Origin of the sequence: Actinopolymorpha sp. B9G3 (assembly GCF_040120725.1) — a bacterium.
Taxonomy (GTDB): Bacteria; Actinomycetota; Actinomycetes; order Propionibacteriales; family Actinopolymorphaceae; genus Thermasporomyces.
The window spans coordinates 24858-36790 of the sequence record NZ_JBEEAB010000005.1 but is presented as its reverse complement, the minus strand read 5'-3'; the positions used below and the strand labels follow the sequence as shown (position 1 = coordinate 36790).

At 69.0% G+C, this 11933-nt stretch carries 11 protein-coding genes; 6 read left to right on the top strand and 5 right to left on the bottom strand.

Annotated elements, in window-relative coordinates; translation table 11 throughout:
* Nucleotides 1-48 precede the first annotated feature (48 nt).
* Entirely contained in the window at nt 49-1386 is a 1338-nt protein-coding gene (locus ABNF93_RS10800) for a glutamine synthetase family protein (protein WP_349327797.1), read from the bottom strand.
* Nucleotides 1387-1676: 290 nt separating this feature from the next.
* On the opposite strand from ABNF93_RS10800, the gene ABNF93_RS10795 reads away from it, so the two are divergent.
* Genes ABNF93_RS10795 through ABNF93_RS10785 form a run of 3 tightly spaced genes read left to right on the top strand, consistent with a single transcriptional unit; the run spans nt 1677 to nt 5878 of the window.
* Nucleotides 1677-3494, top strand: a complete 1818-nt coding sequence (locus ABNF93_RS10795) for an NAD+ synthase (protein WP_349327796.1) — start codon at nt 1677-1679, stop codon at nt 3492-3494.
* On the top strand, nt 3491-4465 hold the full coding sequence (locus ABNF93_RS10790) for an EamA family transporter (RefSeq protein WP_349327795.1): 975 nt from the start codon (nt 3491-3493) through the stop codon (nt 4463-4465). Before ABNF93_RS10795 ends, ABNF93_RS10790 begins: the two co-directional genes overlap by 4 nt.
* 33 nt (nt 4466-4498) lie before the next feature.
* Entirely contained in the window at nt 4499-5878 is a 1380-nt protein-coding gene (locus ABNF93_RS10785) for a cytochrome P450 (protein ID WP_349327794.1), read from the top strand.
* 95 nt (nt 5879-5973) lie between these two features.
* Here ABNF93_RS10785 and ABNF93_RS10780 read toward each other — a convergent pair whose 3' ends face one another.
* Nucleotides 5974-6234 carry a hypothetical protein gene (locus tag ABNF93_RS10780; protein ID WP_349327793.1) on the bottom strand — a complete coding sequence of 87 codons (261 nt, stop codon included), beginning with the start codon at nt 6232-6234 and terminating at the stop codon, nt 5974-5976.
* Between the two features lie 47 nt (nt 6235-6281).
* Nucleotides 6282-7277 (bottom strand): TIGR03557 family F420-dependent LLM class oxidoreductase, encoded by a 996-nt coding sequence (locus tag ABNF93_RS10775; protein WP_349327792.1) that lies wholly within the window; start codon nt 7275-7277, stop codon nt 6282-6284.
* Between the two features lie 100 nt (nt 7278-7377).
* Between ABNF93_RS10775 and ABNF93_RS10770 the strand changes: the two genes are divergently transcribed.
* A complete protein-coding gene (locus tag ABNF93_RS10770) occupies nt 7378-7962 on the top strand; it encodes a hypothetical protein (RefSeq protein WP_349327791.1) in 585 nt (194 codons plus the stop codon).
* A gap of 212 nt (nt 7963-8174) precedes the next feature.
* Nucleotides 8175-9122: a histone H1-like repetitive region-containing protein gene (locus ABNF93_RS34900; protein WP_502877574.1), complete on the top strand. Its 948-nt coding sequence runs from the start codon at nt 8175-8177 to the stop codon at nt 9120-9122.
* Between the two features lie 172 nt (nt 9123-9294).
* Here ABNF93_RS34900 and ABNF93_RS10760 read toward each other — a convergent pair whose 3' ends face one another.
* Complete coding sequence (locus tag ABNF93_RS10760; protein ID WP_349327789.1) at nt 9295-9495, bottom strand: hypothetical protein; 201 nt, start codon at nt 9493-9495, stop codon at nt 9295-9297.
* Between the two features lie 107 nt (nt 9496-9602).
* Between ABNF93_RS10760 and map the strand changes: the two genes are divergently transcribed.
* Entirely contained in the window at nt 9603-10451 is an 849-nt protein-coding gene (gene map, locus ABNF93_RS10755; RefSeq protein WP_349327788.1) for a type I methionyl aminopeptidase, read from the top strand.
* 37 nt (nt 10452-10488) lie between these two features.
* Here map and ABNF93_RS10750 read toward each other — a convergent pair whose 3' ends face one another.
* The gene (locus ABNF93_RS10750) at nt 10489-11919 is read right to left on the bottom strand and encodes a glycosyltransferase family 39 protein (protein ID WP_349327787.1); all 1431 of its coding nucleotides are present in this window, start codon (nt 11917-11919) and stop codon (nt 10489-10491) included.
* Between the last annotated feature and the right edge of the window lie 14 nt (nt 11920-11933).

The following is an 11933-nucleotide window of genomic DNA, read 5'->3' as shown; positions in this document are numbered from 1 at the left end:
AACGTATGCGAACCGGACGCTAGGGGGTGTCTGATGGATCACACACCCCTAGAGGACTGGGAGCATCCGGTCGCGTTCGAACGCCGTGACCTGCTGGCGGTACTCCTCCCACTCCGTCCGCTTGTTGCGGAGGAAGAAGTCGAAGACGTGCTCCCCCAACGTCTCAGCGACGAGTTCACTACCCTCCATCACCCGGATCGCCTCGTCGAGGCTCTGCGGCAGCGGGTCGATCCCCAGCGCACGACGCTCGCCTTCGGTGAGCGACCACACGTCATCCTCTGACCCCGGTGGCAGGTCGTAACCCTGCTCGACGCCCCTGAGCCCGGCCGCCAGGATCACGGCGTACGCCAGATAAGGGTTGGCCGCGGAGTCGAGCGAACGGAACTCGATCCGCGTCGACTGTCCCTTCGCCGGCTTGTACATCGGAACCCGCACCAACGCCGAGCGGTTGTTGTGCCCCCAACAGATGTACGCGGGTGCCTCACCGCCACCCCAGAGCCGCTTGTACGAATTGACCCACTGGTCGGTGACGGCGGTGATCTCGCTGGCATGGCGGAGCAGGCCCGCGATGAACGACCGGGCCACCTTCGACTGGTGGTACTCCGCACCTGACTCGAAGAAGGCGTTCCGGTCGCCCTCGAACAGCGACATGTGCGTGTGCATCCCCGATCCCGGCCACTGCGAGAACGGCTTGGGCATGAACGACGCGTACAGGCCCTGGCTGAGCGCGACCTCCTTGACCACCACCCGGAACGTCATGATGTTGTCGGCGGTCGCCAGCGCGTCGGCGTAGCGCAGGTCGATCTCCTGCTGTCCGGGCGCGCCCTCGTGGTGGCTGAACTCCACCGAGATCCCCATCGCCTCCAGCATCGTGATCGCCTCGCGCCGGAAGTCCTGGCTCATCCCGTGGGCGGTGTGGTCGAAGTAACCGCTGCGGTCGACGGGCACCGGCGGGCGGCCCTTCTCAGGGGTGTCCTTGAAGAGGAAGAACTCGATCTCGGGGTGGGTGTAGAAGGTGAAGCCCAGATCGGCCGCCTTGCCGAGGGCCCGCTTGAGGACGTAGCGCGGATCGGCGTACGACGGTGAACCGTCCGGCATCAGGATGTCGCAGAACATCCGCGCCGTGCTGGGCGAGCTCCCCCGCCACGGCAGGATCTGGAACGTCGCCGGGTCGGGTTTGGCGAGCATGTCAGCTTCGTAGACACGGGCGAAGCCCTCGATCGCGGAACCGTCGAAGCCGATCCCCTCCGCGAACGCGCCCTCGAGCTCGGCCGGTGCGACCGCCACGGACTTGAGGAAGCCGAGGACGTCGGTGAACCACAGCCGGACGAACCGAACGTCGCGTTCCTCGAGAGTGCGGAGGACGAATTCCTGCTGCTTGTCCATAGCTCATCCATCCCTGCGACTCGTTCACTGGCGTCGGGCAGCGGTATGTCCCGCTGACCATCAGTATCACTCCGGGGTTACCGGCGCATTGCCCGCCCGGGCCTCACACGTGGCCGGCCCCCGCCGACGCCACATCTTGATCACTGCCGGCGGAACCGGGACGCCCGTGAGGGTGAGGCGTCCGGTTTGTCCAGCGTCGATCCCACTCGGTCCCCGCGACGCGCGACCGGATCGGGAACGCCCACGGGCGCAGAGTCGGCCGGCAGACGCCGACCGACTACCCTCGGAGCGTGGCACAAATCCGCCTCGCACTGGCACAGCTGAACGTCACGGTAGGTGACATCGCCGGCAACGCCGATGCCATCCTGCGGTGGGCCCAGCATGCCGCCGACCGGGGTTCGCACATCGTCGCGTTCCCCGAGATGGCTCTGACCGGCTACCCCGTCGAGGACCTTGCTCTCCGCTCGTCGTTCGTGGATGCCTCCCGCGCCGCCATGGAGGATCTCGCCGCCAAACTCGCCGCCGCCGGCCTCGGCCAGCTCGTCGTCGTCTGCGGATATCTGGACAAGGGCGCGGGATCGCCGGACCAGATCGGGCGGCCCAAGGGCTCGCCGCACAACGCCGCCGCCGTCCTCCACGGCGGCAAGATCGTCACCCGCGCGATCAAGCACCACCTGCCCAACTACGGCGTCTTCGACGAGTACCGCTACTTCGTGCCCGGCGAGAGCCTCCAGGTCGTCACGGTGCACGGCATCGACGTCGCGATCGCGATCTGTGAGGACCTCTGGCAGGACGGCGGACCAGTCCGCGCGGCCCGCGCCGCCGGAGCCGGCCTGCTGCTCACGATCAACGCCTCGCCGTACGAACTGGCCAAGGACGACGAGCGGCTCACCTTCGTCACCCGGCGTGCCCGCGAGGCCATGTGCCCGCTCGCGTACGTCAACATGGTCGGTGGGCAGGACGAGCTGGTCTTCGACGGCGACTCGATCGTGGTCGACGAGACGGGCACGGTCCTGACCAGGGCGCCGCAGTTCACCGAGGGGCTGCTCACGGTCGACCTCGACCTCGCGACGACGACCCAGGGCGCGCAGGAGTACGCCGGCATCCGGATCGAACGTACGGTCATCTCCGACACACCGCTCATGAGCTACCCGCCTAGCCGTTCCGGCATCGCGCCGCGGCTCGACGAGGAGGCCGAGATCTACACGGCGGTCGTCACGGGCCTGCGCGACTACGTCCACAAGAACGGCTACCAGAGCGTCGTCCTGGGCCTGTCCGGCGGGATCGACTCCGCCCTGGCCGCCACGATCGCCTGCGACGCCCTGCGCCCGGAGAACGTCCACGGGATCTCCAACCCCAGCAAGTACTCCAGCGATCATTCCAAGGACGACGCCGCCGACCTCGCCGAGCGCACCGGGCTCGACTACCGCGAGATCCCGATCGAGCCGATAGTCGCGGCGTTCCTCGACAACGTCGAGCTGACAGGGGTGGCGGAGGAGAACCTCCAGGCCCGGATCCGGGGCATGATCTGGATGGGAGTCGCCAACCAGGAAGGGCACCTGGTCATCGCGACCGGAAACAAGAGCGAGCTGGCGGTCGGCTACTCCACGATGTACGGCGACGCGGTCGGTGCCTTCGCGCCCCTGAAGGACGTCCCGAAGACGTGGGTCTGGCGGCTGGCCCGTTGGCGCAACCAGGTCGCCCGGGACATCGGCGAGACACCGCCGATCCCGACCAGCAGCATCAACAAGGAGCCGTCTGCGGAGCTACGCCCAGGCCAGCGTGACACCGACTCCCTTCCCCCGTACGAACTTCTCGACGACATGCTGGACGATTACGTCGAGCAGGACGCCAGTGCGGCCGACCTCGTGACGGCAGGCTTCGAGCCGGAACTGGTCGAGAAGGTGATCCGGATGGTCGACGCCGCCGAGTTCAAGCGTCGGCAGTACCCGCCGGGCCCGAAGATCTCGTTCAAGGCGTTCGGTCGTGACCGCCGACTGCCGATCACCGACGGCTGGCGGGAGACGACACAGCCTGGTCGCGTGACGGAAACCGCGGCTCCGCCGGAACGCACGGCACCACCCGGTGAGGGCCCGCGGGAGGCATGACGTCGAAGTCCTCCGGCGCGGGCGACACCGGCCCTCCGGCTCAGTGGCCGCGTCGTGACGGACAGGCCGTCGCCCTGGTGCTGGGGGCGACCCTTTCGGTCCAGTTCGGCGGTGCGCTCGCCGTCATCCTGATCATGCAGGTGGGGGCGGTCGGTGCGGTCACGCTACGGATGTTGCTGGCGGCGGTACTCGTCGTCGGGCTCGTGCGTCCCCGCCTGTCCGGCCGCACTCGACGGGACGTGGCGGTCGGCGTCGGCCTCGGACTGGTCCTCGCGGCGATGAACGTCTGCTTCTACGAAGCCGCGGCCCGCCTGCCCCTCGGCGCCGCGGTGACTTTGGAGTTCCTGGGTCCTCTCGGGCTCGCCGTCGTGATGTCCCGGCGGCTACGCGACTTCCTCTGGGTCGGACTCGCCGGGATCGGCGTCGTACTCCTGAGCGAGGGCGGGCTGGAGGAGCTGAACGCGGTGGGAGCCGCGTTCGGCCTGGGCGCCGGGGTGTGCTGGGCGGCTTACATCCTGCTGGGCGCCGAGGCCGGCAGGCGGTTCCGCGGCACCGACGGCCTGGCGTTCGCACTCGTCGTCGCCAGCATCGCCATCCTTCCCCTCGCGGCGGTCACCACCGGCCCCACTCTCCTCGCCCCGCCCACCCTCCTCCTGGGCGCCTGCGTCGCCCTGCTGTGCACCGCGGTGCCCTACACCCTCGAGCTCACGGCTTTGCGCAGGCTCTCACCGCGGACCTTCGGCGTGCTGATGAGCCTCGAGCCCGCCGTCGCGACCGTCGCGGGCTTCCTGATTCTCGACCAGCGGCTCACCCCGTGGCAGCTCGCCGCAGTGGGGATGGTCGTCGTGGCGAGCGCCGGCGCCATGCGTACGGCCCGACTGGGTGCGCAGGGTACGGCCGGTGATCAGCGCCGGCCAGCGCGTACGAGCATGTTGAGTGGAGCCACGGGGTCTACCCGCACCCACGACTGATCCGAGCCGCCACTGCCCGCCGCTGGAGGAGCCATGACTCTCACCACCGCACCGACGCCCACCAGCCGACCTCTGGTCGGGTCGATGCTCGATCTTCGGCGTGACTCGCTGGGCACGTACGTGCGCGCCTTCCAGGAGTGCGGCGATGTGGTGCGCTTCGTCGTCGGCCCGCCCGGCCTTCGGTTGGTGGTCCACGGCGTGTTCTCCCCCGACGGTGCGCGACAGGTTCTCTCGGATGCGGCCCTGTTCCGCAAGGACAACAGGTTCTACCTCGAGGTGCGCGAGTCGTTCGGCAACGGCCTGCTGACCAGCCAGGACACCGACTACGCACGCCAACGCCGGCTCATCCAGCCGCTGTTCACGCGGCGCCGGGTCGACCTGTACGCAGCTGCCATGTGCGAGGAGGTCGGCGCGGCAGTCGAGGCCTGGCGGGGCGCCACCGGCCAGGTGGTCGACGTGATCGAGGAGTCCACCCGGCTAACGCTCCGGGTCGTGGCGCGCATCCTCTTCGGTGCCGACGTCGACGACGCCATCGAGACCGTTCGTCGATCCTTCCCGGTGATCGGCGAATACACCCGACGTCGCGGTCTCTCACCGATCCACATCCCACGGCAGTGGTCGACTTCCTCGAACCGCCGCGCGGCGGCGGCCCTGCGCGAGCTGTACGGCGTCTGTGACCGCATCATCGATGAGCGCCGCGGCGCCGGTACGGCCAGCACCGGCAAGGGGACCGCCGAGGGCGCCGAGGGTACTGACCTGCTCTCGCTGCTGGCGCGCGCCACCGACGAGGACGGCGACAGCCTCGCGGCGAGTGAGATCCGCGATCAGGTCCTCATCTTCCTGCTGGCCGGGCACGAGACCACCGCGACGTCGCTGGGCTTTGCGCTGCACCTGCTGGCCCGTCATCCGGACGAGCAGGCCCGGGCCCGGGAGGAGGTCGACCAGCTGCTCGGTGGTCGAGTTCCCGAGGCCAGGGACCTCGACGTGCTCCCCTACACCACGCAGGTACTGAAGGAGGCGATGCGCCTCTATCCCGCGGCACCGGCGACGGGTCGTCTGGCGGTCACCGAGACCGAGATCGGTGGCTTCGCGATCCCCGCGGGCGGACAGGTCTTCGTCAGTCCATGGGTCACCCACCGGCATCCGGCGTACTTGGACGAGCCCGAGGTCTTCGACCCTGACCGGTTCACGCCGGAGGCGGAGGCGGCACGTCCGCGCTACGCCTGGTTCCCGTTCGGCGGCGGACCCCGGGCTTGCATCGGTCAGCACTTCTCGATGCTGGAGTCGGTGCTGGCCCTCGCCCTCGTGCTCCAGGCGTACGAACTCACCGCGATCGACACCGAGGTGCCCCTCGCCGCGGGAATCACTCTCCGGGCGGCCGGCCCGGTCCGCTGCCGCCTCATCCCCCGGTGAGGACGGAGGCGATGGCGCGACTCATCGCGGTGGCCGGCGCCTCCCCGGCATCGGCAAGTCCACTGTGTCTGCCAGTACGGCGACCGGTGAACCCGTCAGGCCGTCCACCCGAAGAGGACCTCACCGAGCGAGACGACGGCCAACCAGAACACCACCCCGACGAAGGGCAGCGCCAGCACCACCAGCGGCCGGCGCCGAACCCACCGCACGGCACAGAGCCCGAGCACGAGCCAGCAGGCGACGAGCACGACCACCGCCCAGATCGGGGCCACGAGCCCGCTCACGACGTAGAGGTAGAGCACGGGGAACAACAGGACGATGCCGACCCAGCCAGCCAACCGGACCAGTGACTTCATGCACCCATGGTGCCCGTCAGGCGCTCGTCGTGACTACTCCCCGGGCTTCAGCCCCATCGGGACCGCAGGCGCGGCAGGACGTCGCGGGCGAAACCCTCCAGGAAGCGTGCCTGGTCGTTGCCCGGGCCGTGGAAGACGAGTTCGCTGAAGCCGAGATCGACATACGGCGCGATCTTGTCCACAACCTCGTCAGGGTCGTCGGAGACGATGAACCGCTTCGTGGCGATCAGCGGGTCGGCATCGGCCAGGCGTTCCATCTCCACCGGGTCCTCGACGCCCTGCTTCTGCTCCGGCGTCAGTCCGAGCGCCGCCCACCACGCACAGGCCTCTTCGGCGACCCGGCGGTCGGCGTCGTAGGACACCTTGATCTCGATCTGGTTCGGGAGCTTCGCTGGATCGCGTCCAGCCGCCTCCGCACCTTCGCGCACCTTGCCGAGCACCGTCTCGTAGAGCTCCGGTGACTTGCCACTGGTCTGGATGACACCATCGCCGATTCGCCCCGCCAGTCGGCCGGCGAGCGGTCCGGACGCCGCGACGTAGATGGGCAGCGGATCGTCCGGGCGTTCGTAGATGGTCGCCTTGGAGGTCGTGTAGTAGTCGCCGGCGAAGTCCACGCGTTCCTGCGTCCAGAGGGTACGAATCAAGGTGACGGCCTCCCGCAACCTCGCCCGTCGCTCCTTGCCGCCAGGCCACGCCGCGCCCGTGGCCGGTACCTCGTTCATCGCCTCGCCGGTACCGACGCCGAGGAAGACCCGGCCGGGTGCGAACTGGTCGATGGTGGCGAAGCCCTGCGCCACCACGGACGGGTGGTAGCGAAGGATCGGCGTGAGCACACTCGTGCCCATCGTGATCCGCTCCGATGCGTACGCCAGTGCACCGAGCCAGCTGAAGACAAGGGGCGCGTGCCCGGTGGTGTGTCGCCACGGTTGGAAGTGGTCCGACACCGCCACGATGTCGAAGCCGAGCCGCTCGGCGAGTAGTGCGTAGTCGAGTAGTTCGCGGGTGCCGAACTGCTCGGCCGATGCCTTGTAGCCGTACCTCACTGGTTGCTCCTCTCCGCACGACGCCCGCCGTACGAGTCCAGCAAACCAGTCGGCACCAAACTGTCCCCCTCGCGGGGCCCATGTGGCACGGTGGTGTGCGATGGATCTCCAGCAGGCACGAGCACTCCGCGAGCTTCTCGACGGGAGCGGTTGGCTCGAACGTACCGCCGAGTTCGGACGCGCACTTCGGACCACCACGAAATCCCCCGGTGGGCTCTTGCTGTTCGGCCCACCAGAGGACGAACCCTGGCACCTCACCGCACACCTCGACGACGAGTCGCGGTATGCCGCCCTCCCTGAGATCGCGCCCACCCTGGTGCGGTGGAACCCACCACCAGGCGCGCCGGCACATCTCGCCATCGGGCTGGACCGCTTGAGCGACGCACGCCGAGGCGAGTCGCTCCTCGTCGTCGCTGCGTCGGTGCCGGATCCACTGCTCGAACGCGTCGATGACGTACGCCGCAAGGGCGCGAACATCTTCGCCCTCGACACAGGTCAGCCAGAACTCGCCGCCCTCGCGCACGATGTTCTCGCAGTAGACACAGATGCCCTGCCGGCCGTGTCCTTCGACAGTGCACAACACCTGCTGAGCATCGCGGCCACCGAACCGACGCCCGGTCGACGCCGCACCCTGCGCGCACGACTCGGTCGCCTTCTCGACACCATCGTGGGCCCGGGCGCATAGCGTCTGCGGGAGGACGACTTCGGCGAACGCCTATCTGCTTTACATATTCGGTGTTTGGACGCCAATGCTTCCCATCAACTCTGGGTTTGCGAAATCACGATGCATGGAACTCGACCGCATTTCTGAGCGGTTCTCGCACAGATCAATAAATTCCCCCGCCGTTCGTGGTTTACGGGAGCCGTTAATGCGCAAGATCCACTGAGACGGCCGGAGTGAATGTCCTGGCCAAGTTGGCAGCAACGGTCCGGTTGAAGGCCGGAGGCCCCTGCAAGGGAGGCAGTGCGGTGCCCACAGCAAGAACAGCGGCGACCAAGACCGCAAACAAGAGAACGGCCGCGGCCAGGAAGACGGGGAAGATAGCTACCCGGGCCACAGCGGCAGGAAAGTCGGCGGCAAAGACCGTCCGGAAGCAGACGGTGGCTGCGGCAAGGAAGGCCACCGGGAGCACGGCGAAGCGCGGGGGTCGCAAGACAACGACTCGGCGGACGACGGCGAAGCGCACCACCGCCAAGCGCACCACCGCGAAGCGGGCCACCGCGAAGCGGGCCACCGCGAAGCGCGCCACCGCGAAGCGGGCCACGGCCAAGCGGGCCACCGCGAAGCGGGCCACCGCGAAGCGGGCCACGGCCAAGCGGGCCACCGCGAAGCGCACTACCGCCAAGCGGGCGACGGCCAAGCGGGCCACCGCGAAGCGCGCCACCGCGAAGCGGGCGACGGCCAAGCGGGCCACCGCGAAGCGCACTACCGCCAAGCGGGGCATGGCCAAGCGGGCCACCGCGAAGCGGACCACCGCGAAGCGGGCGACGGCCAAGCGGGCCACCGCCAAGCGCGGCGCCGCCAAGCGGACAACCGCGAAGCGCACTACCGCCAAGCGGGCCACCGCCAAGCGGGCCACCGCGAAGCGCACGACGGCCAAGCGTACGGCCAAGAAAACCGCGACAAAGCGGGCGCCGGCGCGCAAGGCCGCCAAGAAGCGCGCACCGGCCAAGAAGGCCACTCGGAAGCGGGCCGGCATGAAGCGGACCACCACGAGGAGGACCGCCGGGACTCGGAAGATGGCCGGACGCAGGATGACCCGGGCAGCGACCACACCGAGCGCCACGCAGACAGCGACCGCCCGGACGGGCAGCCGTGCGCCGCGCCGCCAGTCCGCGGGATGATCCAAACCGGGTAGATCGACCGAAAACGAAAAAGCAGTGTCAGCCGTGGGGACGTGCGCAGAATGCGCCGTCCCCACAGCCGACTCCAGTCACGGCCAACAACCGGATGCCGCCACCCAGACCCGTCACAGCCGAGCCAGCACTCGTTGCGACGGGAGACGGATGGGCCCGATCAGCGCTCGTCGTCGACGTCGTCGTTCCAGCGTGGGTCGGTGTCCCACTGCTCGTTGCGCTCGGCCACCTTGGACAGGGCCCCCTGCGCCTCCGCCTCGCTGGGGTAGGGACCGAGCCGATCAGCGGCGCGGCATCCTTCCCGAGGCTCGACCCGGTGGTGCCGTAGACAGAAATACCACTCGGCAGGTTCCACGCTCATGAGGGAAGCTTTCCCCAGCGAAGCGGCTCCGGCAACTCCGCACCGTCGTTCGCACCCGGCGGACATGGTGAAGAACCTCCCGACGGGCGTCGTAGACTCCCGGAACCATGGCCCCACTGGTTCCCGCCGAGATCTCCCCGCGCCGCAAGGTCCCCCAGGACATCGGCCGACCTGAGTACGTCGACAAGGCCGCGCCACGCCGGTTCACCGGCTCGGAGGTCAAGGACGCCGACACCGTAGAGCGGATGCGGGTCGCCGGGCGGATCGCGGCGCAGGCGCTCCAGGAGGTCGGGAAGCACGTCGCCCCGGGCGTCACCACCGATGAACTCGACCAGGTGGGCCACGAGTTTCTGTGTGACGCTGGCGCCTATCCCTCGACGCTCGGTTATCAGGGATTCCCCAAGTCGCTCTGCACCTCGGTCAATGAGGTCATCTGCCACGGCATTCCTGACGCGCGCCAACTCGAAGACGGCGACATCGTCAATATCGACATCACCGCGTTCATTGGCGGCGTGCACGGCGACACCAATGCCACCTTTCTCGTCGGCGACGTCGGAGAAGACGTACGCCAGTTGGTCTCACGCACCCATGAGGCCATGATGCGAGGAATCAAGGCCGTCGCACCCGGCCGCCAGGTCAACGTCATTGGACGGGTGATCGAGTCCTATGCCAAGCGGTTCGGCTACGGGGTCGTACAGGAGTTCACCGGCCACGGCATCGGCACGGCGTTCCACTCGGGACTGATCATTCCGCACTACGACGAGCCACGCTTCGACACCACGATCGAGGCCGGCATGACGTTCACGATCGAGCCGATGCTCACCCTCGGCACGCACGAATGGGACATGTGGGAGGACGGCTGGACCGTGCTCACCAAGGATCGCCGGTGGTCGGCGCAGTTCGAGCACACGCTGCTCGTCACGCCCACGGGCGCGGAGATCCTGACCACCGTCTGAGCGTCGCCGTATCGCCTGCCACGCCAGAGCACGGACGTCACCGGCGCGGCCGCTCCCAGAGCATGACGCGCGCGCCGGCCACCGAAGTCGTGCGTACGTGCCGGAGTCCGGTCACACCCGACGGTTTGCCCTCTTGCCACCGCGGCACGACGATCCACACCCGGCGCACGCCTGGCGGCAGACCACCGGCGACCCAGGTGAGGTCGCAATCGGAGCCTCGCAGGTAGTACGGAAGAGTGTGAACGGTCGTGAGGGTTTCGTACGCCGCATCGCCGGTACGGCAGTCAGCGGCGACGACTCGTGCGGCCGCGCGCAGGTCCGGTCCATGACCGTCGGGCGCACGCATCCTCTCCAGGGGAGCCCATGCCACCGCTGCAGCCACCGCGCCCACGACCGCGACCGTCCAGGCCGTCCGGTGCCGCAGCCCGGCGGCGGCGAGCAGCACGAGCGCGGGCGTCGAGGCGAGCAGATACCGCGGAAGGAACGCCGGTGTGATGGCGCCGACGCCGAACAGCAGCAGGGGCGGAGCGACGAGCCACACCAGCAGCGGCGCGGTGAGCGGGTTCAGTCGTACGCCGACCAGCGCAAGTGCCGCAAGCAGCACCAGGAATGGCCCGGAACCGGCCATGGCCACGAACGCATCCGCGAGGTCGCCCGGCCTCTGCGCGGGTATCCAGCCCACCGTCGCGCGCTGGCTGAACACCACCATCGCGAGCGCGGCCGGAAGGACCAACCCCACCGTGGCCGCGATGGCCCACCTCCGCCAGCCACCCGGTCCACCCTGTCCACCCGGTCCACCCGGTCCACCCGGTCCACCCGGTCCACCCGGTCCACCCGGTCCACCCGGTCCACCCGGTCCACCCGGTCCACCCGGTCCACCCGGTCCACCCGGTCCGCATGATCGCCGCCACGCCGCCACGAACACGGGGTGTGCGGCGACGATGAGGACGGCCGCCAGGTGCAGCAGGCCGAGCAGCGTCAGCGCGGCGGCGTAGGCGACCCACCAGCACCACCGATCCGTCCGTACTGCCCAGAGCAGCAACCAGACGGACAGGACGCCGACGGCCACGACGAGGGCGTAGGGGCGCGCCTCCTGGGCGTACCGCGACGCCATCGGCGACAACGCCGTCAGCACACCGGCGGTGATCCCGCTCGACGCCCCCCACCAGCGGCGCGCCAGGTCGGCGATCACACCTGCCGCGACCGCCATGGCCGCGGCGGACGGAAGACGTAGCCACCACTCCGCGTCGCCCACCGAGGTCCAGGCCGACATGGCGAGGTAGTAGGCGCCGAGACCGGCGTCGCGGTGTGCGAGAAAGCCGAGCAGACCGCCGAGGGATCGCCCGACCTCACTCGCCGTTGCCGCCTCGTCGAGCCAGAGCGCGGGAACACCGAGCGCCCACAGGTAGACCACGAACGCGAAAACCGAAGGGAGCACCGCCACGGCGACGGCGCGACGCTTCGTCATGACCGGATCCAGCC

Bases quoted from the DNA above. Each gene is read 5' to 3' on its own strand.
- ABNF93_RS10800 (WP_349327797.1), bottom strand. From the start codon at position 1,386: ATGGACAAGCAGCAGGAATTCGTCCTCCGCACTCTCGAGGAACGCGAC.
- ABNF93_RS10790 (WP_349327795.1), top strand. From the start codon at position 3,491: ATGACGTCGAAGTCCTCCGGCGCGGGCGACACCGGCCCTCCGGCTCAG.
- ABNF93_RS10785 (WP_349327794.1), top strand. From the start codon at position 4,499: ATGACTCTCACCACCGCACCGACGCCCACCAGCCGACCTCTGGTCGGG.
- ABNF93_RS10780 (WP_349327793.1), bottom strand. From the start codon at position 6,234: ATGAAGTCACTGGTCCGGTTGGCTGGCTGGGTCGGCATCGTCCTGTTG.
- ABNF93_RS10770 (WP_349327791.1), top strand. From the start codon at position 7,378: ATGGATCTCCAGCAGGCACGAGCACTCCGCGAGCTTCTCGACGGGAGC.
- ABNF93_RS10760 (WP_349327789.1), bottom strand. From the start codon at position 9,495: ATGAGCGTGGAACCTGCCGAGTGGTATTTCTGTCTACGGCACCACCGG.
- map (WP_349327788.1), top strand. From the start codon at position 9,603: ATGGCCCCACTGGTTCCCGCCGAGATCTCCCCGCGCCGCAAGGTCCCC.
- ABNF93_RS10750 (WP_349327787.1), bottom strand. From the start codon at position 11,919: ATGACGAAGCGTCGCGCCGTCGCCGTGGCGGTGCTCCCTTCGGTTTTC.